The sequence below is a fragment of the Pontibacillus chungwhensis genome, from assembly GCF_030166655.1.
Classification (GTDB): domain Bacteria; phylum Bacillota; class Bacilli; order Bacillales; family BH030062; genus Pontibacillus.
The window spans coordinates 872,043-893,775 of sequence record NZ_CP126446.1; the positions used below are offsets into that span (position 1 = coordinate 872,043).

The window sequence follows — 21,733 nt, forward strand, 5'->3', positions numbered from 1 at the left end:
ACGTCGCCGGCCCTTAATTATTTTAGGGTCGGCTTTTTAATAAGGGAAAGTTGTATCGGAGGGTAAAAAATGAAAACACCTTATGAGGAACGAAAGCATCGGGAAGCCCTCAGCTGGGCCAAAGGATTGGAGAAGCGTGGGCCAATTATTCAGAGGAAATCAAAGCGGATTCAGACAACGATTAATAACTGGGTGCCAGAGCGTGTCCATAAAGTTGTCTCTGGAAGCGTGAAGCAAATGATTGAACTTTCGTTAACAAGCTCTCACTATATTTATCCGATTGAAGTGGGTGAAGGATGGACGCTGAAAGAGCGCGAGGAGCAAGTGGGAGCGAGGTTGAAATATTACAAGCGGACTGCTGCTTTAGAAGGGGCTGGGACTGGGGCTGGAGGTATTGCGCTTGGTCTTGCGGATTTTCCGCTCTTACTTAGCATAAAGATGAAATTCTTGTTTGATACAGCAAGGCTATACGGGTTTTCTGTTGAGAGGTATGAAGAGAGGATGTTTGTGCTCCATGTGTTCATGCTTGCATTCTCAAGTGATGAGAAGCGTGAAGAAATTCTTCATCGCGTGTTGAACTGGGAAGATGAGAAGGAAACGATCAAAGAGGTGGATTGGAAAACGTTGCAACTGGAGTACCGGGATTCGATTGATTTTGTTAAAATGCTTCAGCTTGTCCCTGGATTTGGAGCGGTTGTGGGAGCCTGGGCTAATACAAAGCTAATGGAACAATTAGCGGAGACAGCACAAAATGCGTACCGTCTCCGTTTAATGGGTTACTGATTATTCTGATAAGCAAGGAATGATTGGAAAAGTGTTTTCGCAGCAATCGGAAGGGCACGCTCATCAATATCAAATTTTGGATGGTGGTGAGGATAGGCGTGGCCTTCTTTTTGTGCGCCTGTAAAGAAGAAGGCGCCGGGACGTTCTAATATATAGTAAGAGAAATCCTCGCCCGTCATCACAGGTTCAACATACTGGGCCTTCTCAACACCAGGTGTGTTTGATGCTCCTTCGATTACCATAGCAGCTTCCTCAGGATGATTCACGACAGGTGGGTACCCTTTCATATAATTGAACTCATAACTTGCTTCATGTGAGGTGCAGACCCCTTTCACATGATTCTCCATTTCTTTGATGATGAGCTCTTGGACATCTGGGCTAAACGTGCGAACCGTCCCCTTTAAGGTTGCTGTATCCGCAATGATATTGAACGTCGTGCCGGCTTCAAACGTGCCAACTGTGACAACGGCTGATTTTAACGGATCGAGTTTGCGGCTTACAATTTGCTGAAGGGATGTGACAAGCTCAGAACCGATTACAATCGAATCCTTCGTTTGATGAGGCTGTGCACCATGGCCCCCTTGACCTTGAATCGTAATTTCAAAGGCATCGGCTCCCGCAAAGAAGGCTTCTGGAGCTGTTTCAATGGTTCCAACTGGTGTATTGCTCCATAAGTGCGTTCCAAATACAGCATCAACGCCTTCAAGCGCACCTGCTTCGACCATCCCTTTAGCACCACCAGGAGGCTTCTCCTCCGCGTGCTGGTGTAAGAAGACGATGGTTCCTGGTATGTCTTCTTGATGCGGCTTTAGTGCTTTGGCGAGGCACAATAAAGAAGCTGTATGACCATCATGGCCACACGCATGCATAACGCCTGGGACAGTGGATTTATAAGGAACGTCTTTTTGGTCTTGGATTGGAAGGGCATCAAAATCCGCTCGAAGGGCAACCGTCTTACCAGGTTTGCCTCCTTCTAACGTAGCCAAAATGCCATTTCCCCCAACGCTTGTTTGATGGGGAATGTCTAATTCTTTATAAAAATTTGCGATATACTTCGATGTTTCTGTTTCTTCAAATGATAGTTCAGGGTGTTGGTGCAAGTAGCGACGAATGTCGACCATTTCGTCGGAATAGGCATCAATGTCTTGTAAGATTTTTTGTAAATCCATGAATTTCCCTCCTTGTGTTAGCCATATTATAACAAAGACGAAAAAATATGAATATACAGACAACTCGGAGTATGAGAATTAAGTAAGATCCTTAACTTCCATGACGCATTCAGATGGATGGGGATGAACAGCCTGAAAACGTTTGTGGAATACAAAAAAGCCGTACCACTTTAGCTAGCGGCACGGCTTTTTCTATTAATAGTTCCTTATTGTAAACGTGGATCTGCAAGGAGACGTTCCATTTCTTCCATGTGACCCGTCTCATCAGCGATCATGTCGTCTAATTTGACAACAAGTTCTGTGTATCCAAGTTCTTCAGCTTGTTGCTTGCGTTCTTCGTAACGAAGAATTGTGTCGTGTTCTGCGCGTTTTGCTTCTTCAAGCATATCTTTAACGTCTGAAAGTTGTTTAACTTCAGCTGGTTTAGTTGTTGGTGTGCCACCTAGTGTTTTAATCTTTTCAGCCAGGTAAAGTGCATGACCTTGCTCATCGCCAATTTCAGATTCAAAGAATGGTTTTAAAACTTGGTAGTAAAGTCCTTGCACAACCGCAGCATTGTACGTATACATAATGCTTGCCGCATATTCGTGTGCTAAGTCTTCGTTTAAGCCATCAATTAGATTTTGTACTTTTTGATCCATCATAATCACCCCTGTTTAGATTTGTTCGATGTTTATCATGTCGCACAATATCAATGTACCCTGATGAGAAAAAACTAAACATAAGCCCCCGACCCTAGTAAAATAGATGAGAAAGGAGAGGAACAGATTGGAATCATACGATTATTTTTCTAAACGGTCCCTTCACTTCTTAACCGTGATTGGACTAGTTATTGCGTTAACATTAATGATTCTTGTCCTGACAAATCAGGCTGGCTTGTTAGATGACTGGGCTGCTCAGTTTGCAGAAGAATCGGGAGAAGGGGTGCACCAGTTCTTTGCTGCTCTCACACCTTTTGGATCAGGTAAGGTTCTTGGACCTGTGGCTCTCTTGTTTATTTTCATCCTTGGGGTTATGAAGAAAAACAGACTTCAAGCGGTTATGATGTTTTTTGGTGTTCTAGTGGGATATGGAGTTAACCTCTCCCTAAAGAGCGCTATAGGACGAGAACGACCTCTTCTTAATGAAAGTGTGGAAGGGTTTAGTTTTCCTAGTGGTCACGCGATGGTTTCGTTAATATGTGCTGTGCTCGCTTATTATTTTCTTACCAGAAGAGCTCAGTCTCGTTTAACAGTTACAGTAAGCGCGGGGATAGGATTTATGCTTGTCTTTTTAATCGGGTTAGTCGAGTGTTTGAAGGAGCGCATTATCTCTCAGATGTGTTAGCTGGGTTCATGTTTGGGTTTGTTTTTGCTATCGTCTGGATCTGGTTGTATGAATGGATGGCTAATAGAGTGAAACTCCGACTAGAGGCTGAGGAGGAGACCACCCAGAGCATGTTCTAAAAGAAACAAAAAAGCGCTAAGATAACTATAGAACTTCCGCTATGAGGAAAAGGGTGGTTATGATGAAACGAGTAGGTTTTACAAAGTTTATTCTAGCAGTTGCATTAATTGTTGGTGGAATTTTTATATTATTAGCGAATCTTGACGTTATTTCCCTGGAAATGTGGCAAGTATTTTCTTATAGTTATCCTTTCATACTTCTCGCTATTGGGATTAAATTTATCTTAGATAGCCTATTTGGGAAGGGAGATCGTTGGCCGCTTGGTTTGATTACGACCGTATTTGCTGCCTTCCTTGTTATGGATCGATTCGGGTGGATGACGTTTACAGCAGGTGATATTTGGTTGCTTTGGCCTTTACTATTGGTGCTAATCGGTGTTCGAATCTTTACATCTAAAGGCACGAAGCCAAAAGTCGAGATCCGCTTTGATGATGAACATGATTCAGAGGATTTTAAGAGGAAGAAAAGCGCCATTGGGGACTATTCCTTTACAAATAGTGATTGGTCAGTAGAACCGATGAACTTATGGAATGCAGTGGGGGATTACAAGTTTGATTTCACAAAGGCGTTTATCCCTGAGAAAGATACACCTTTTAAACTATCCGGAGTCGTAGGAGATGTGAAAATATTAATGCCTGAAAATGTCGCTTTTCGTATTGAAGCGAGTGTGAAAACAGGCGATATACGAATTCTTGATCAGAAGGCAGATGGATTGAACCGAGTCATGCACTATCAGACACCAGATTACGGGACGGCAACAAGAAAAGTAACATTTTATGTCGATTTCAAGGTTGGCAATATACGTCTGGACCGAGTGTAGGGGATGAGAAAATGCTTAAAAGACTAAATAGTGTTCGATACGTATTTATCCGCTCTCATTTTTATGGGGTGTTCCTAACCCTCCTGATTTTATTGTCTGTATTATTAGGGTTCTATGTGTTGAAGGAACCTGAGTGGTTGACCTCTCAAGCCATCTTCTTCTTTATTGGATTATTTATCGTGGTGTCAGGACTCGTTTCGATTTATGTAGGATTTCAATCAAGTGGTACAATTAAAGAGAAGCTTGATGGGATGACGACAATGATTCGATCATTAGCTCAAGGAAATTACAATGCTAAAATTTATATGAACTCTGATGATGAATTTGGTCATATGGGGGAAGAACTAAATGAATTGGCTGGAAAATTACAAAACCAGGTCAAATCCCTGCAGCGAATGGCCGATGAGAAATCTGAATTCGCAAAGACGGCTCATAAGGCTGCTACGATTGAAGAGAGACAGCGTCTTGCTCGTGATCTTCATGATGCTGTCAGCCAGCAGCTATTTGCACTAACCATGATGGCTCAAGCAACAGAGCGTTTGTTTGATAAGGACCCTGATCGTGCCAAAACTCAGCTTGAGGAGATTACATCCATGGCACTGCAAGCTCAGACTGAGATGAGAGCGTTGCTGCTACATTTACGCCCTGTTCATTTGTCTGGTGAGCCGTTACATGAAGGAATTCAGACGCTAATTCATGAATTAGAAGAGAAGTGTCAGATGGATTTTTCGGTTGATTTAGATGATACAGTTCATTTATCAGATGGCACAGAAGAACACCTATTCAGAATTGTACAGGAAGCTTTGTCGAATATTTTACGTCATGCCGAAGCAACAGCCGTACAACTGTCTCTAACAAGCATCAGCGATCAAGTATTTTTACATATTAGCGATAACGGGAAAGGGTTTCATGTAAACCAAGATAAGAAAACCTCTTACGGCTTAAAAACGATGCAGGAACGAACGGACGAAATCGGTGGTACACTGACACTTCGATCCAAGCCAGGAGAAGGAACTTACATTGATATAAGAATTCCAAATCAGGAGGCGGATGTGGATGAGTGAAACGGTCAGAGTTGTGGTTGTAGATGATCATGATGTAGTTCGTAAAGGGGTCATTGCTTATTTAATGACAGAACCGACGCTTGATATTGTAGGAGAAGCATCTAGTGGGAATCAGGGGGCAAAGCTCGTCCTTAAAGAAAAACCAGATGTGGTGCTAATGGATCTTATGATGGAAGACGGCGACGGAATTGAAGCAACGAAGCAAATTATGGCTGAACACCCTGATTGTAAGATTATCATTCTTACAAGTTACTATGACGATGAAAAGGTGTTCCCTGCTCTTGAAGCGGGGGCTTTTAGCTACATGTTAAAAACGTCTTCAGCCGATGAAATTGCCTCGGCCATCAAGAAAGCTGCCAAGGGAGAAACCTATATTGAACCTAAGGTTGCCAACAAGATGATGACACGTTTCCGATCGAAAGAGAGGAAGCTACACGATGACTTAACAGGGCGTGAACTAGAAGTGCTGATGTGTATTGGGGATGGTTTAACCAATCAGGAAATAAGTGAGAAACTCTTTATTGGTATTAAAACGGTCAAGACCCACGTCAGCAATGTCTTAAGTAAGTTAGACGTTCAGGACCGTACACAAGCAGCCGTATACGCACATAAAAATGGGCTAATACGCTCATCGAACGATTCATAGAGAAGGCGGAGATGAAATCTGACTAGATTTCACCTCCGTTTTTATGTGGCTGGCGCAGATACATGAAACCAAATTGCCAGAAACATTTTCTTAGCTCCCTATTTTTCAACAATCCTGAGTGGGTCACTTTATTTTTACTAGAATCCCATAGGAAGCTTTATTATACTAAGGGGAGAATGCTTTTTAATTGGAGATGTTTTGAATGAGCGAACGCGTACAAAAAGTACTCTTTTTCACATGGCTAACCTCTGTCATCGCGACATTCGGAAGCCTGTTCTTCTCTGAAGTGATGGATTTTATACCTTGTGAGAAGTGTTGGTATCAGCGGATCTTGATGTATCCACTTGTCTTGTTATACGGAATCTCCCTGGCCCGTAAGGATCTTCGATACGGAGCAGCCGGACTCATTATGAGCGGAGCTGGTGTGCTCGTAGCTACTTATCATTATGGGATGCAGAAGTTGCCGTTCTTGAAGGAAGCTGGGGAAGGATGTAGTGTTGTTTCGTGTGGTAGTGAGTATATTAATTGGGGAGGATTCATTACCATCCCGCTTTTATCTTTTACTGCATTTATCATCATTTTCATTTGTCATATGTGGATGCTCCGCAACAATAAATAAAAAAAGGCCCAGTGCTCATAGATGTGAGCACTGGGCTTTTTTGAGCGCTCCATATAAGCTAACTCATATGGGACGCTACAAGTTGAGAGAATGTTTCCGTTTGCTGTAGTCAGAGCAAAAGGTGGTTCGGGAAATCACTCGCTTTCCGCGGCGAGCTGGGAAGCCTCCTCGTTCGCATTCGCTCTCTGTGGGGTCTCCCCTAGGCTCCTTTTGCCGCAGGAGTCTCGCAATTTCCCGAACCACCTTTCCCTTATGTAGAAGAAACGGAAACATGCCGCATAAGGAAGCAGGACTTTTATCTTTGATCCAGGCTCAAGCAGAGGGCCGTTTCTACTCTATTTGGAAGGGGTGTCTGGGGAACGGGGAGACTCCTACGGGAGAGAGAGGTAGACGAGACCCCGGAATGAGCGTAGCGATTGAGGAGGCTCGACACCTCGCCCGTGGAAAGCGAGTCGTTCCCCAGACACCCCTAACTCTCATTAAATGCAAACGGCCCCCTAAGCCTATTTTTTGTGAAAGTCGTAGCGGGCTTCTAAACGCTCCTGGATCGTTGCGATGATGATGCAGAGTGGCCAGTAGATAAAGGCGACGAGCAAGTAAAGGGTCATGGCGTCACCTGTGCGACCGATGACAATCTTGGCATGCTGGATCATTTCAGGGACAGAGATCACAGCTGCTAGTGAAGTGGCTTTAACCAGATCAAGCATCACATTTGTAAGCGGAGGCAGGGCAATTCTTGTAGCTTGTGGGATAATGACGAAGCGTACCGTCTGCCAGTAACTAAAGCCTAGTGCACGTGAGGCTTCCCATTGTCCGTTTGAGACACTTTTAAGTGAGGCCCGAATGATCTCCGCGTTGTAAGCCGCGCTATTTAACCCGAACGCAATGACAGATGCTGTTACGGCCGTCATCGTAATGCCGATAAATGGCAATCCGAAATATAAGAGAAAGAGGAAGACCAAAATAGGGGTCCCTCTCATAAATGAGATATAGAGTCTTGATGGCCAACGTAAGTAAAATCGAGATGAAGAGCGACCTAGAGATAGAAAGAATCCTAGTAATAGACCAATTGCCATCCCGGCTAAGGAGATGGCAATGGTATAAGGAAGTCCTTCTAGAACAGTAGGTAAGCTCTCCCATGCAAGACGCGGGTTAAAGAGCTTGTCGAGTTCCATTTCTTGAAAGAAAGTAGGACTAATCATAGAGTATTCATTCCCTTTAGGACTCTAAGCCTTCGATTTCAGTAATTTCACCTTCAGGCTGTTTAGATGCGTCTTCTCCTAGGAAGAATTTCTTTGATAATTCTGTTAGCGTACCGTCTTCACGTAACTCTTCAAGGGCTTCATTCATTTTCTTCTGAAGCTCACTGTCTTCTTGTTCAAGAAGAATCGCTTGTTTGGTTGGGTGCACTTTGATGTCTGGGTGAAGAACGAGATCAAACTGAGGAAACGCATTGATTCCTAGTTTCGATAGATAGTAATCATTAATGATAACATCGGTATTGCCGTTGTCTACATCACGAAGGTAAATATCGTTTGTAGCGTTATCGTAAGTGACCACTTCAGCATCGTAATGACGAGCGATATCACTAAACACAGAAGTAGCAGCCCCTCCGGCTCTCTTGCCTTCAAGGTCTTCAAGTGTTTCAATGCCGCTTAATCCATCTTCACGAACAACCATCGTTGTATAGGAATATTTATAAGGAGTTGTGAACGCGTAGTTTTCTTCGCGTTTCTCTGTTACTTCTATGTCATTGATGGCTGCATCGATTCGTCCACTGTTCATGGCAGCGAATAGAGCGTCAAACCCCATCTCTTGAAACTTCACATCAACGCCTAATTTTTCGCCTACGGCACGCATGACCTCTACGTCATAGCCTGATAGTTGATCAGAATCTTCCGGATAGTAAGAGGTAGCGACCAATGTGCCAGAGGTACCGACGACAATTTCTCCATCTTCTTGCACTTGATCCCACGTCGTTGCTTCTTTTGCATTCTCATCGCCTTCTGTTGACCCACAAGCAGCTAAGACGAATACGAATGCTAAACTAGCTAAAAACATAAGTTGTTTTTTCATCGTTGCACGATCCTTTCCTGATGTATAGATATAGAAAACCTATCTAACTATAACAACATACCCTATCAATTTCAAAAGAATAAACTGGAATCTAGTAGCACGTGCCAGACACCCTTTACTCTAGTAAAGGGTGTCTGGCACGTGTCTGTACTTTAATGCGGGAAAGTGTGCAGGCATAAGAAAAGCCAGCTTTCTGCTGGCTTTGTGTATGATTAGTCTGGTTTTGTCATATGATACTTCGTTAAGTAGGCTGGTCCTGCTGAGAAAGATGGCTTTTCTTTACTTTGAGGGCCGGAGTTCTTGTGAGCCTTTTGGAAGGCTTGGGAATTCTTCCAGTCTTCGAAGCTTGATTCATCTTTCCACTGTGTGAAGACAACATATGTATTGCCTTCTGCTGGACGTAAAATGCGAATGGCCTGGAAACCAGGAGAATCTTCAATCGCACCTGCACGGTTTTTGAAGCGGTCTTCAAAGAGTGGACGTCCTTCGTCTGTTACAGGGATGTTGTTCATCACAACAAATCCTTCTTCCTGGAGCTCTCCCTGATGGTCTACGGTTTCGTAAGAGCGAGGCTCTTGGAAGATATTTTCCCCTTCCGTATAAGCAAGGGCGGAATTCTCACCCTGCATAATGAAGATTTTCTGATCGTTTTTTTCTGCTAAAGAAGCTAGGTAATCATAGGTGCCAAGTGTCATATATACATTCATGAAAACGTCTCCTTTCTATAAATGTAGTGTAGCAACGAAAGAATTTAAAAAGCAAGCAAGAAGGAAGGCTTTTTCTAAATCTTTGTGATAGCGTATAATATTGGTAAGGAACAAGCGCTCCAATGCACAATAGAACGATCGAGGTGAACGGCATGAATTGGAGAGAAATGAAGATCCCCGACTGGGTGAAGAGATGGCGCTGGCTGATCATTGTGGTAGCAAGTATGGTGGTGTTAGCTTTTGCCGGATATTTTACTTTACTTATCGGCGGGAAGAGAATCGTAGATGAGCGTCTCTTAGTGTTAGATGAAGCATCTGTGATTGAAACAAGAGACGGAGAAGAATTAACAAAATTGTATAAAGAAAATCGGACGGTTGTACCGATTCAGGATATTCCAGATCACGTAGAAAATGCGTTCATATCCATTGAGGATGGTCGTTTTTATGAGCATGCGGGTGTTGATGTGATCGCAACAGCCAGAGCTTTATACCGTGATTTAATTGCTATGGAGAAGGTAGAGGGCGGAAGTACGATTACACAACAGCTCTCGAAAAACTTGTTTTTAACCCATGATAAGACGTGGACAAGGAAGATCAAAGAAGTGATGGCTTCTTTATACTTAGAGCGAAACGTACCAAAGAAGAAGATTCTCGAATACTACTTAAATACGATTTACTTTGGGAATGGGTTGTATGGAATAGAGTCAGCCTCACAATACTTCTTTAATAAACCTGTCTCAGAGCTTTCTATAACAGAAGGCGCGTTACTAGCGGCACTTCCGAAAGGACCGAATTACTACGATCCTGTAGAGCACCCTGAACGCGCGAAAGATCGTCGTGACATTGTGATTAGTCGGATGCATGATGAGGGATATGTAACATCAGAAGAGGCTGTAGAGTTGCAACGCAAAAATCTTGGCATTAACCATGGAAGCAAAGAAGAAAAGCCTTGGCTTAATAGTTATCTTGATTTCGTCGTAACAGAGGCGAAAGAAGAATACGACCTCAGCCAGGAAGAATTGTATCAAGGTGGATACCGGATTGTAGTAAGCATGGATGAGGAGATTCAGCGTATTTCTCACGAAGTGATGCAGAGTGATGAATATTTCCCTGGTTCTGTTGAAGGTGTAGAAGGAACCTTTCTGTTAATGGACCAGGAAACAGGAGAGGTGGTAGCAGCTCACGGAGGCCGTAACAACGAGCGAGGCGACATGAACCGTTTGTTAGAAAAGCGCCAGCCTGGATCTGTTATGAAGCCACTAGCCGTCTATGGACCTGCTCTGGATCTGGAGCAGTACAGTCCTTACTCTCTCTTGGTAGACAAGCGGCGGTCATACGGGGAGTATACGCCTGAAAACTATGATTTCAAGTATGATGACTATATTTCGATTTACAAATCGCTCATGTTATCCAAAAATGCTTCAGCCGTATGGCTTTTAAACGAAATTGGTATTGATTATTCCAAGAACTATTTAGAAAAGTTAGGGATGGACCTTGAAGATAATGGGTTATCTATCGCTCTTGGCGGATTGAAAAATGGGGTGACGCCAGTCGATCTGGTCCGATCTTATCGAACGTTTATCCATGACGGTGAAATGATTGAACCTCACACGATCGTTGAAATATACGATAAAGACGGAGAACTTGTTCACAACTATGAGCCAGAACCCAAACAAATCTTTAAGCCTCAAACGGCCTGGTCCATTACACGGATGCTAGAATCTGTTGTAACAGAAGGTACAGGACGAAGCGGGGTGTATGAGAAAGCGCTGGCTGGGAAAACGGGATCCACTCAGCATCCATATGTAGATAAGAAGACAAAAGATGCCTGGTTTGTTGGGTTCACTCCTGAATATGTTGGTTCCGTTTGGATGGGATATGACCAATCAGACGAGAAGCATTACTTAGACGGGGGAAGTTCCTATCCTACCAAGCTAATGAAAGACGTCTTGACTAGAGTAGGCCAGGTGAAGGAACTGAAAAGCTCGTTCACACAACCGGATGGAGTGGAAGACATACCACCGCCAATTGATCTCCCGGTCATTGAAGACCTGAATGGAAACCTTTCATTCGGTTCCCTGACGCTTCTGCAAGCGAAGCTCACGTGGACACCTTCAAGAGATGACCGCGTCGTCTATCACATATACAGAGAAGAAGACGGCCAGGATGAGCGAATTGGAGAAGTAGAAGGAAGAGGACGCTACACTATCAAACGCCTAACCTTACTCCATGACGAAACCTATTACATCGTCCCATACGACCCCCTAACCAAGTTGGAGGGAACGGCTTCTAATAAAGTAAGAGTTGAATGGTAAAACAAAAGCGGAAGTCACCCGTTTAGCCCTGTATAGACTGGACTGAACCGTCGCGAGATAAAGGAAACACGATGAGCGTAAGCGAATCGATGTTGACTTATCGACCAGAGGTGAGGGAAGTCTACTAGGGGGTGGGTGATTGTAGCTGGATGAAAACAAAAGCGGAAGTCACCCGTTTAGCCCCGTATAGACTGGACTGAGCCGTCGTGAGATAAAGGAAACACGATGAGCGTAAGCGAATCGATGTTGACTTATCGACCAGAGGTGAGGGAAGTCTACTAGGGGTTGGGTGATTGTAGCTGGATGAAAACAAAAGCGGAAGTCACCCGTTTAGCCCTGTATAGACTGGACTGAACCGTCGCGAGATAAAGGAAACACGATGAGCGTAAGCGAATCGATGTTGACTTATCGACCAGAGGTGAGGGAAGTCTACTAGGGGCTGGGTGATTGTAGCTGGATGAACCCAAAAGCGGAAGTCACCCGTTTAGCCCCGTACAGACTGGACTGAGCTAAAAAGGATCATTTTATAGACCAACACACAAAGCCACAGCAGTGCTCACTAGCATCTGCATGTGGCTTCTTTTATGAAAACGTTCGACAATATTTTTCATTTCGCATCAATGTTGTGTAGAATAGGGATAGGAAATAATAAGTAATCGACAAAATCATGACAATCTGCTTCATAATCTATACATAACATTCGTCAATGGGTATATTGGTAGATGAACAATTGATCACTGTCGACGTGCAAATGATCAATGTGAAAGGTGAGAACGGTATGACAAATTCATTTAATGACACAATCTTAAAAGCTTTCAGAGGCGAACAGACAGACCATGTACCTGTATGGTATATGAGGCAGGCCGGTCGTTCCCAGCCTGAATACAATAAATTGAAAGAGAAATACTCTTTATTCGAGATTACTCATCAACCAGAGTTATGCGCTTACGTAACCCGTTTACCAGTGGAAAACTATAACGTTGATGCAGCCATTCTCTATAAAGATATCATGTCACCTCTACCGGCAATTGGCGTGGATGTGGAGATCAAAAAAGGAATTGGGCCTGTCATCCATAACCCAATTCGTTCATTAGCTGATGTTGAAAAGCTTGGTGAAATTGATCCGCAATCTGACGTTCCTTACGTCTTAGATACCATTAAACTTCTAACAAAAGAGCAGTTAAACGTTCCATTAATCGGATTTAGCGGGGCACCGTTTACGATGGCGAGCTATATGATTGAAGGCGGACCTTCGAAGAATTATCATAAGACAAAAGCGATGATGTACACGGATCCGAAAGCCTGGTTCTTATTAATGGACAAACTGGCGGATCTTGTGATTCGTTACGTACGTGCGCAAATTCATTCAGGAGCGAAAGCGATTCAGATCTTTGATTCCTGGGTAGGAGCTCTAAGTGTGCGGGACTACCGTCAGTTTATCAAGCCTGTGATGGAGCGAATCTTCTCCGAGCTACGCTCAGAAAACGTACCCCTTATTATGCATGGTGTGGGGGCAACTCACCTAGCGAATGACTGGAATGACCTGCCTTTAGACGTGGTAGGACTTGATTGGCGTACAACGATCCATGAAGCACGAGATATGGGGATTACGAAAACAGTTCAGGGAAATCTTGATCCGGCCATATTGCTAGCCGATTGGGAGACGATAGAAGAACGTACAAAAGCTATACTAGACCAAGGGATGAGTCAGCCAGGTTTTGTATTTAACCTTGGCCACGGTGTCTTCCCTGATGTGAAACCTGAGACTCTTAAGCGATTAACGCAGTTTATTCATGAGTATTCTAAACAGTCGTAAGAACGATAAACTTTTTGCATAGAAGAGGTGTTAACGAATGGCAAAGAAAACAATGGGACTTCTTGTAATGGCATATGGTACACCCTATAAAGAAGAGGATCTGGAGCGATATTACACGCATATCCGTCGTGGACGCACGCCTTCACAAGAGATGATTGATGAACTACGCGGTCGTTACGAAGCAATTGGCGGTATTTCTCCACTTGCTCGCATCACACAAGAACAAGCAGATGCTTTAACAGCAAAGTTGAATGAAGTTCAGGAGGATGTGGAATTCAAGCTTTATTTAGGCTTGAAGCACATCGATCCCTTTATTGAAGATGCTGTTGAGCAAATGGCGAATGATGGAATTGAAGAGGCTGTATCAATTGTGTTGGCCCCTCACTACTCTACGTTCAGCGTGAAATCGTATAACGGACGTGCCCAAGAAGAGGCGGAAAAACATGGTGTAACGAAGATCACGTCTGTTGAGAGCTGGTACGATGAGGAAGGATTCATTCAATACTGGACCGAAGCGCTTCGCAAAGTATATGAAGAAATGCCAGCAGAAGAGCGTGAGAAATCCGTTCTGATTGTTTCGGCTCACAGTCTTCCTGAAAAGATCATTCAAAACGGAGACCCGTACCCGGATCAGCTTCAGAAAACGGCTGACCTGATTGCGGATCAACTTCAGATTCAAAACTATGAAATTGGTTGGCAAAGTGAAGGAAACACACCAGATCCTTGGATCGGACCAGATGTACAGGACTTAACGAGGGATCTTTACCACGAAAAAGGGTATCGTACGTTTGTTTATGCACCTGTTGGGTTTGTTTCTGATCATTTAGAAGTTCTTTATGATAACGATTATGAGTGTAAAGTTGTATGTGATGAGTTAGGTGCTTCATACTACCGTCCAGAAATGCCGAATACTCATCCATTATTTATTAGCACACTAGCAGAAGTGGTTTTAAAACAGGCTAAAAAGTAGGGGATAGCGATGTCTGAACAGAAAAAAGTGGTTGTAATAGGTGGCGGAATCACAGGATTATCGACAGCCTATTATTTGCAGAAAGAAGCAAAAGAGCATAATTTGCCTTATAGTGTGGAGTTATTAGAAGGAAGTAACCGTCTCGGCGGAATGATCCATACAGAGAACAGGGAAGGCTTCACAATTGAACGAGGCCCTGATTCACTCTTAGCCAGAAAGCCAAGCGTATTCAGGTTGATTGATGAAGTGGGACTCTCAAAAGATCTTGTCTCTGTGTCTACTGGAAAATCCTACGTGCTAGCGAATGAAAAGCTTCACGAAATTCCAAGCGGTTCGTATATGGGAATACCCGTCCAAGTTCGCCCATTTGTCTTTTCGACCTTGTTTTCCCCGATCGGGAAACTGCGCGCTGCGGGAGATTTCATTAAGCCAAAAAGTAAACCTCAAGGTGATCAATCTCTAGGGCACTTTTTCCGTAACCGTCTTGGAGATGAAGTGGTCGAGAACCTGATCGAACCGTTATTATCAGGAATCTATTCAGGGGATATCGACAACTTGAGCTTAATGGCGACATTCCCAAACTTCTATCAGATTGAGCAGAAGTACGGTGGAATCGTAAGAGGACTTCAAAAAACCGTACCGAAACCGGCTAATAAGCAAGGGAACAAGAAACCAAGTCCATTCCGAACGCTTCAAGGTGGATTAGGTTCCCTTGTAGAGGCTGTGGCTGATTCTCTAAATGAGGGCTCCGTTCATTTAGAAACGCGTGTATCAAGCATAGAGAAAAAAGCAGATGGATATGATCTGAAACTTCAGAATGGAGAAGAGGTTCACGCAGACAGTGTAGTCATCACCACACCGCACGCTTCTGCCCAGTCGATGCTATCACAATACTCCTTTATGGATTCCTTTAAGGACATGCCAGCTACTTCTGTAGCCAATGTGGCTATGGCCTTTGATCAATCCGCTATACAACAAGACATTAATGGTTCAGGCTTTCTCGTTTCTAGAAATAGCGACTACCGCATCACGGCTTGTACGTGGACACATAAGAAGTGGCCTCATACAACGCCTGAGGGGAAAGCTCTCCTCCGCGCTTACGTTGGCAAGCCAAGCGATCAGGGAGCTGTCGACCTATCAGATGAAGAGATTGCTGATCTCGTTTTAAAAGATTTAAATAAGACCATGAATATTACACAAGAGCCGGAGTTCTCTGTTGTTACTCGCTGGAGAGATTCGCGGGCTCAGTATACCGTTGGGCATAAAGATCGCTTGAAACAAATTAAAGCCGATCTCGTCGATGAACTACCTGGCGTTTACCTCGCCGGAGCCTCCTACGAGGGCCTTGGCATACCTGACTGTATTGACCAGGGTGAAGAAGCGGTTGAACATGTACTAGATTATTTAAAACAGAGCTAAAGTAGAGGGAGGGTAAATCTATGGATTTGCCCTCTTTTTTATGAGGTGGTGGTTGAGATGGTGCGGCTCGGCGTCTGGATGAAGCACAGTGACGTCGAGAAAGAGCTGACTGACGTCTAGATCAGAGGTAAGGGCGTCGAGAAAGAGGGAGAGCATGTCTAGATTAAGCGTATGGATGTCGAGAAAAAGGGAGAGGATGTCTAGATTAAGCGCAGTGACGTCGAGATAGAGAGCGCTGACGTCTAGAAGAGCAAGCAGGACGTCTAGAAACAGGGGACAACATCGAGATTAAACAGCTCAACGTCTAGAATTACTTCCTGCTCCGAAAGCTGTTTCATAGGTACTGTTTGCAACATTCAAACGGTTGCGCTTTATTCTGATGTTGCAAGAAATTCCAAAGACTAGTAGAATCGTATATATGAAAACGATTTCATTTTGTGAATCGAGTATCGGATTTTTATCATCAGGGGGCGTTTACAGTGGCAACAATTGAGGATGTTGCAAGATTTGCAGGGTTGTCTAGGACAACGGTTTCTCGAGTCATTAATGATCAGCCGTATGTGTCAGAGGAAAAGCGTAGCCGAGTGGAAGATGCTATGAAAGCTTTAGGATATGTGCCAAATTCATCTGCAAGGCGACTTCGAAGCCAAAAGACAGAAACAATCGCCGTGTTACTGCCTAGAATTACAAATCCTTTTTTTAATCATTTAATAGAATCAATGGAGATGAAAGCTTCTGAATGGGGCTATCAGGTGATTATTTGCCAAACACATGATTCCCCTCAGAAAGAACGTGATTATCTAGAGCTTCTCCGCAAGAAACAAGTAGACGGGATCATCCTTACATCTATCCAAAATGAATGGGAAGTAATAGAAGGATACTTACAATCGGGTCCAATCGTGTTGTGCAATGAGAATGTAGAAGAAGCGCAAGTGCCTGTTGTACATGTTGATCAGGCTAAGGCAGCTTATGAAGCGACTGTTCACCTGATTGAACAAGGGGCTTCGGAAATTGCGTTTTTACACGGAGGAGAAGATAGCTACGTCTTCCGGCATCGTGAGCGAGGATTTTTGAAAGCGCTTCACGAGAGGCGGCTACCACGTCTAGAAGCAGAGGTGTTTAGCTCTGCGGTGGACGTTGAGAGTGGGCGAGCGTTGTTTCACCAAATACGGAACAATTATCCTTCCATTAACGGAGTGTTTGCAGGATCAGATGAAGTCGCAGCCGGTTTTATTTATGAAGCCGTTCAAGCAGGTGTGAAAGTACCTGAAGAGATTAGCGTTGTTGGTTTCGATAATCAAGCGATCTCTATGTTGATGAAGCCATCCATTACCACCGTAGAGCAACCTGTACAAGATATGGGAGAACGTTGTGTCGAACTGTTAATCCATCAGGTGGAGAACGGGTATAGCTTAAAAAGGGAAGAGCACGTTTTCAAGCACCGTTTACAAGCGAGAGCTTCCACCACTCGTCAATCAAAATTAGTCACACTATAAGGACAGCGTTCCTTTATAGAAGAATTAATGGGATTATGAAAAGCATTCCGAATAAAGGGGAATGCTTTTTTTGTATGCTCTTGTCTTTATTCTAGGTGATATAAAATAGGCACAAGCTGTACTAGTACTGTTTGATAAATAGACAAGAAAAAAGAACAGTGGATACTGTTCTTAAGAGTGGAACGTTATTGTTTGTTTAGGTTGTAGATCGTGAGGTACATTAAGAGTAGCTATTCTCTTGAGGTTAGCGAGCTGGGTCGTCGCATTCTTCACAAACGTCGCCATAGCAGTCAGCTTGCTCTTGGATTGCATTGCCACAAGCAGTACATTTCTTTTCAGGAAGTGTTTTGAAAAACTCGATTGGACTCATCATCGGAAAATCCCTCCAGTTAGTTTGTGTACTTTTATTGTATTATAACAGATTGAATAATACAACACTTTGTTTTATAACAACTTGTACTTTTTTTAAAATACCCGATAGGGGGATCTATAAACATGAAAGTAACCGTAAATGGATTTTGGGGTGGATACCCTGCAGTAAATAGTGCTACATCTAGTTATCTTGTGACATCTGGAGACTTTACGCTCCTTGTCGACTGTGGAAGTGGGGCTTTAGCGCACTTGCAGTCGAAAGTAAATGTGATGGACATTGATGCAGTCATTCTGTCTCACTATCATTTTGACCATGTAGCGGATATCGGCGTGATGCAATATGCGTGGAAGGTTCAGAACATTTTAAATGAAACGGAAGAAGTCTTGCCGATCTATGGACATAAAGAAGATCAGGCTGGGTTTGAAGCTCTTACGCATGATCGTACGGAGGGCATAGGCTATGACCCTGAGCAGACACTTGAAGTTGGACCTTTTACCATTCAATTTATGAAGACAGCTCATCCTGTACCATGTTATGCGATGCGTATTTCTGACGGTACATCTTCGTTCGTCTATACAGCAGACTCAAGCTATTTAGAAGGGTTCATCTCGTTTAGCGAAGGAACGGACTTGCTTATTACGGATTCAAACTTTTACAAAGGAATGGATGGGACAAATCCAGGCCATATGACGAGTGAAGAGGTAGGTAAGATTGCTCGAGAAGCAAAGGTGGGAGAGCTGTGGTTAAGTCATTTACCGCACTTTGGGAACGTCCAGGATTTAAAAGATCAAGCAGCTGAGGAGTACGCTGGGAAGATTCAATTAGCCGAGGAAGGATTAATTTGGGACTCAGAAGCATAGTCACGGGAATTGAATAGATGGAGCGAATCCATTACAATGAAAGTCGATAGAGACGAATAGGAGGAATGGACTATGATGCTTTTTGTAGACCATGAGGGGATTAACGATCCGCGCATTAACTTAGCGATCGAAGAATATGTACTTAAGAATTTAGAGATTGATGATGATACAAGCTACTTGCTGTTCTATATCAACAAACCTTCCATTATCATCGGGAAGAACCAGAATACAATAGAAGAGATTAATACGGACTATGTTGAGGACAACGGTATTCACGTCGTTCGTCGCCTATCTGGTGGAGGTGCTGTCTATCATGACCTTGGGAACTTGAATTTTAGTTTCCTAACAAAAGATGATGGGAACAGCTTTAATGACTTTGCAAAGTTCACAAAACCTGTAACAGATGCCCTGCAAAAACTTGGCGTGAAAGCAGAGCTTTCCGGGCGCAACGATATTCAGCTAGAGGATGGCCGTAAGATTTCAGGAAATGCTCAATTCTCTACGAAAGGCCGCATGTTTAGTCATGGTACGTTGATGTTCGATTCAGAAATTGAGAACGTTGTATCTGCATTACGTGTGAAATCTGAGAAAATTCGCTCGAAAGGGATAAAATCTATCCGTAGTCGCGTAGCGAATATTTCAGAATACTTAACAGAAGAGTTATCGATGGAAGAGTTTAAAGCAATGATTCTTCGTTATATTTTCGATGTTGAGAATGTGGAAGATGTTCCTCAATATAAACTAACAGAAGAAGATTGGAAAAACATTTACGCCCTTTCAGAAGAACGTTACCAGCAGTGGGATTGGAATTATGGGAAATCCCCGGCGTCTAATATCCAGCATTCACATCGTTTTGACGGAGGGACAGTTGATGTCCGTCTAGATGTGAAGAAGGGCATGATTGAAAATGCTAAGATTTACGGTGATTTCTTTGGTGTAGGAGATGTAAGTGAGATTGAGAATCGCTTGATTGGGACACGCTATGAACGTAGCGCGATTGATGAAGCGATCCAGGACTTAGACATTTCTCACTATCTTGGCCGTATTTCAAAAGAAGATTTCTTATCTTTAATCTACTAAACATACTGAAAACCGCTTGAGCGAGTTGCTCAAGCGGTTTTTTATTGCTTTTGTTCATACTCTTCCTTGTAGTATTTTTTTAAATGAATTCGATGAACGAGGCGGATAGTGGGTCTGATTAATAATTGAAAACTCCCTATAACGAATAAGGTGACACCCCAGGTCTTAACCGTTCCCTCAAAATAAAAGCAAATACTTCCGATGAAAAACCAAAGGCCTAGGAGAATATCATTTAATGTATAAAGGATTTGATAAGGCTTTTTAAAGAATAAATCATGGTGACCAACTTTCATGTCAACGTAATCTTCTTTACTTTGAGTCTGAGCGTCCGTTTGTTGTTGATCCTGACTCATAAAAGTAACCCCTCCTTATTTTCTCTATTCACCTATTACCCATTTGTGTGGGGCTTTTAATCTAGTAGATTCTGAATGTATGGGCTTGCTCAAAAATTGTCAGTATTTTATAATAAGTGTGACTGTTTTTTTTACTTAAAAATGAATGACTATTCATTCATGATGAAGGGGAGTGGGCTTTTTTGAACATAAGTGATCAACTGTCAGTAACAGCGAAAGACAATCCATCAAAGACGGCTTTTATTTTTCAAGGTGAGAAAACGAGCTACATGGAGTTAGAAGGTGCAGTTACGAAGTTTGCGTCCAGTTTAAAAGAGTTAGGGTATAAACAAGGGGATCATATTGCGCTCGTCTCAGGTAATAGTCCTTACTATGTGATTGGCTTATATGGGGCGTTGCGATTGGGACTTACAGTCATCCCAATTAACCCAATTTATACTGTGGAAGAGATGCGCTATATTTTAAAGAATGGCGATGTTAACGGCGTCATTACCATGGATTTATTTATGGATAAGTTTGCTGCTTTGGCTTCAGATTTTCCAGAAATTAAGCATTACATTGTGGGAGAGACCGGAGCTGATCCAGCGAGTGCACGCGAATTGTTAAACGATAAAATGAAATCGTTTACAAGATTGGTGAAGGATGGAGAACTGTCACTCGAAAGGCCAAACGTTGATGAGGAAGACGTGGCTATCATTCTTTATACGTCTGGTACAACAGGGAAACCTAAGGGAGCCATGCTTACCCATAAGAATGTCTATTCTAATGCCAAAGACGTAGCGGATTATTTGAAATATAGTCCTGATGACAAAGTTATTGCGACTCTTCCTATGTTTCACGTATTCTGCTTCACCGTAGTATTAAACGCTCCTTTAATGAATGGGGGAACCGTTTTAATCCTTCCAAAGTTCTCGCCAGCAGATGTGTTTGAGGTTGCGAAGAATGAAGGAGCTACTGTGTTTGCAGGTGTCCCGACGATGTATAACTACTTGCTTCAGGGGGGAGAGGCCCACCGAGATGATTTCAAAAGTATACGGTTGTGCATTTCAGGGGGAGCTTCAATGCCAGTGGCCCTGTTGAAACAATTTGAACAAGCCTTCCAGGTTATTGTTTCAGAAGGATACGGATTATCTGAGGCCGCACCTGTTACGTGCTTTAATCCTCTTGATCGTCCGAGAAAAGCTGGCTCCATTGGTCAAAATATTTGGCACGTTGAGAACCGGGTTGTCGATGAACTTGGGGATGAGGTGCCTGTTGGAGAGGTTGGAGAACTTGTCGTTCGCGGACCGAACGTCATGAAAGGGTATTACAAGTTGCCAGAAGAGACAGCAGTGACGCTCCGTGATGGCTGGTTGTATACAGGAGATATGGCCAGAATGGATGAAGAGGGGTATTTCTTCATTGTGGATCGAAAGAAAGATATGATTCTAGTAGGAGGGTACAACGTTTATCCTCGTGAAGTAGAAGAAGTCCTTTATCAACATCCTAATGTTACAGAAGTCGCTGTCATAGGCGCGCCTGATCCAAACCTCGGAGAAGCGGTACAAGCATTCGTTGTGGTGAACACTTCGATTTCAGAAGAGGAGTTATTAGCCTATTGTAAAGAGCACTTGGCCAAGTACAAGTTGCCAACGGTTATCGAATTCTTAGATGAATTACCAAAGAACACAACCGGTAAGATCTTAAGAAAGAGCTTGCGGGAACGGATTACGCATTAATGG

At 43.3% G+C, this 21,733-nt stretch carries 22 protein-coding genes; 15 read left to right on the forward strand and 7 right to left on the reverse strand.

Annotated features, from left to right (window positions below; genetic code table 11):
* Positions 1 to 69 precede the first annotated feature (69 nt).
* Positions 70 to 783 (forward strand): EcsC family protein, encoded by a 714-nt coding sequence (locus tag QNI29_RS04535; RefSeq protein ID WP_231418694.1) that lies wholly within the window; start codon positions 70 to 72, stop codon positions 781 to 783.
* Here QNI29_RS04535 and QNI29_RS04540 read toward each other — a convergent pair.
* Positions 777 to 1,952 carry a M20 family metallopeptidase gene (locus QNI29_RS04540; RefSeq protein WP_231418695.1) on the reverse strand — a complete coding sequence of 392 codons (1,176 nt, stop codon included), beginning with the start codon at positions 1,950 to 1,952 and terminating at the stop codon, positions 777 to 779. The two genes, QNI29_RS04535 and QNI29_RS04540, sit on opposite strands and share 7 nt — an antisense overlap.
* Positions 1,953 to 2,158: 206 nt before the next feature.
* Entirely contained in the window at positions 2,159 to 2,593 is a 435-nt protein-coding gene (locus QNI29_RS04545) for a ferritin-like domain-containing protein (RefSeq protein ID WP_231418754.1), read from the reverse strand.
* A gap of 127 nt (positions 2,594 to 2,720) precedes the next feature.
* On the opposite strand from QNI29_RS04545, the gene QNI29_RS21155 reads away from it, so the two are divergent.
* The 6 genes from QNI29_RS21155 (at position 2,721) to QNI29_RS04570 (ending at position 6,547) form a co-directional block, all read left to right on the forward strand.
* Positions 2,721 to 3,278: a phosphatase PAP2 family protein gene (locus QNI29_RS21155; protein WP_231418696.1), complete on the forward strand. Its 558-nt coding sequence runs from the start codon at positions 2,721 to 2,723 to the stop codon at positions 3,276 to 3,278.
* Complete coding sequence (locus QNI29_RS21160; protein ID WP_436662868.1) at positions 3,242 to 3,397, forward strand: phosphatase PAP2 family protein; 156 nt, start codon at positions 3,242 to 3,244, stop codon at positions 3,395 to 3,397. Before QNI29_RS21155 ends, QNI29_RS21160 begins: the two co-directional genes overlap by 37 nt.
* A 59-nt stretch (positions 3,398 to 3,456) precedes the next feature.
* Entirely contained in the window at positions 3,457 to 4,218 is a 762-nt protein-coding gene (gene liaF, locus QNI29_RS04555; RefSeq protein WP_231418697.1) for a cell wall-active antibiotics response protein LiaF, read from the forward strand.
* Between the two features lie 11 nt (positions 4,219 to 4,229).
* Positions 4,230 to 5,282, forward strand: a complete 1,053-nt coding sequence (locus tag QNI29_RS04560; RefSeq protein ID WP_231418698.1) for a sensor histidine kinase — start codon at positions 4,230 to 4,232, stop codon at positions 5,280 to 5,282.
* Complete coding sequence (locus tag QNI29_RS04565) at positions 5,275 to 5,928, forward strand: response regulator (RefSeq protein ID WP_231418699.1); 654 nt, start codon at positions 5,275 to 5,277, stop codon at positions 5,926 to 5,928. The genes QNI29_RS04560 and QNI29_RS04565 overlap by 8 nt, the downstream gene beginning before the upstream one ends.
* A 202-nt stretch (positions 5,929 to 6,130) precedes the next feature.
* On the forward strand, positions 6,131 to 6,547 hold the full coding sequence (locus tag QNI29_RS04570) for a disulfide oxidoreductase (RefSeq protein WP_231418700.1): 417 nt from the start codon (positions 6,131 to 6,133) through the stop codon (positions 6,545 to 6,547).
* Between the two features lie 503 nt (positions 6,548 to 7,050).
* On the opposite strand, the gene QNI29_RS04575 is transcribed toward QNI29_RS04570, so the two are convergent.
* The 3 genes from QNI29_RS04575 to QNI29_RS04585 all read right to left on the reverse strand — a co-directional run bounded on the left by QNI29_RS04575 (position 7,051) and on the right by QNI29_RS04585 (position 9,330).
* Complete coding sequence (locus QNI29_RS04575) at positions 7,051 to 7,749, reverse strand: amino acid ABC transporter permease (RefSeq protein ID WP_231418701.1); 699 nt, start codon at positions 7,747 to 7,749, stop codon at positions 7,051 to 7,053.
* A gap of 16 nt (positions 7,750 to 7,765) precedes the next feature.
* Complete coding sequence (locus QNI29_RS04580; RefSeq protein ID WP_231418702.1) at positions 7,766 to 8,623, reverse strand: transporter substrate-binding domain-containing protein; 858 nt, start codon at positions 8,621 to 8,623, stop codon at positions 7,766 to 7,768.
* Positions 8,624 to 8,835: 212 nt separating this feature from the next.
* Positions 8,836 to 9,330 carry an antibiotic biosynthesis monooxygenase family protein gene (locus QNI29_RS04585; protein ID WP_231418703.1) on the reverse strand — a complete coding sequence of 165 codons (495 nt, stop codon included), beginning with the start codon at positions 9,328 to 9,330 and terminating at the stop codon, positions 8,836 to 8,838.
* A 122-nt stretch (positions 9,331 to 9,452) separates the two neighbouring features.
* Between QNI29_RS04585 and QNI29_RS04590 the strand changes: the two genes are divergently transcribed.
* The 5 genes from QNI29_RS04590 (at position 9,453) to QNI29_RS04610 (ending at position 17,346) form a co-directional block, all read left to right on the forward strand.
* Positions 9,453 to 11,645 (forward strand): PBP1A family penicillin-binding protein, encoded by a 2,193-nt coding sequence (locus tag QNI29_RS04590; RefSeq protein ID WP_231418704.1) that lies wholly within the window; start codon positions 9,453 to 9,455, stop codon positions 11,643 to 11,645.
* A 778-nt stretch (positions 11,646 to 12,423) separates the two neighbouring features.
* A complete protein-coding gene (gene hemE, locus QNI29_RS04595) occupies positions 12,424 to 13,461 on the forward strand; it encodes a uroporphyrinogen decarboxylase (protein WP_231418755.1) in 1,038 nt (345 codons plus the stop codon).
* A gap of 37 nt (positions 13,462 to 13,498) precedes the next feature.
* Positions 13,499 to 14,431: a ferrochelatase gene (hemH, locus tag QNI29_RS04600; protein WP_231418705.1), complete on the forward strand. Its 933-nt coding sequence runs from the start codon at positions 13,499 to 13,501 to the stop codon at positions 14,429 to 14,431.
* Positions 14,432 to 14,440: 9 nt separating this feature from the next.
* On the forward strand, positions 14,441 to 15,850 hold the full coding sequence (gene hemY / locus QNI29_RS04605; RefSeq protein WP_231418706.1) for a protoporphyrinogen oxidase: 1,410 nt from the start codon (positions 14,441 to 14,443) through the stop codon (positions 15,848 to 15,850).
* Between the two features lie 479 nt (positions 15,851 to 16,329).
* Positions 16,330 to 17,346 (forward strand): LacI family DNA-binding transcriptional regulator, encoded by a 1,017-nt coding sequence (locus QNI29_RS04610; protein WP_231418707.1) that lies wholly within the window; start codon positions 16,330 to 16,332, stop codon positions 17,344 to 17,346.
* A gap of 244 nt (positions 17,347 to 17,590) precedes the next feature.
* Here QNI29_RS04610 and yhfH read toward each other — a convergent pair whose 3' ends face one another.
* Complete coding sequence (gene yhfH, locus QNI29_RS04615) at positions 17,591 to 17,719, reverse strand: protein YhfH (protein WP_084599712.1); 129 nt, start codon at positions 17,717 to 17,719, stop codon at positions 17,591 to 17,593.
* Between the two features lie 122 nt (positions 17,720 to 17,841).
* On the opposite strand from yhfH, the gene QNI29_RS04620 reads away from it, so the two are divergent.
* Entirely contained in the window at positions 17,842 to 18,579 is a 738-nt protein-coding gene (locus QNI29_RS04620; RefSeq protein WP_231418708.1) for an MBL fold metallo-hydrolase, read from the forward strand.
* A gap of 75 nt (positions 18,580 to 18,654) precedes the next feature.
* Entirely contained in the window at positions 18,655 to 19,659 is a 1,005-nt protein-coding gene (locus QNI29_RS04625) for a lipoate--protein ligase (protein ID WP_231418756.1), read from the forward strand.
* A gap of 41 nt (positions 19,660 to 19,700) precedes the next feature.
* On the opposite strand, the gene QNI29_RS04630 is transcribed toward QNI29_RS04625, so the two are convergent.
* On the reverse strand, positions 19,701 to 20,012 hold the full coding sequence (locus QNI29_RS04630; protein WP_354665926.1) for a YrhK family protein: 312 nt from the start codon (positions 20,010 to 20,012) through the stop codon (positions 19,701 to 19,703).
* A 182-nt stretch (positions 20,013 to 20,194) separates the two neighbouring features.
* On the opposite strand from QNI29_RS04630, the gene QNI29_RS04635 reads away from it, so the two are divergent.
* Entirely contained in the window at positions 20,195 to 21,730 is a 1,536-nt protein-coding gene (locus QNI29_RS04635; RefSeq protein WP_231418709.1) for a fatty acid--CoA ligase family protein, read from the forward strand.
* Positions 21,731 to 21,733 lie beyond the last annotated feature (3 nt).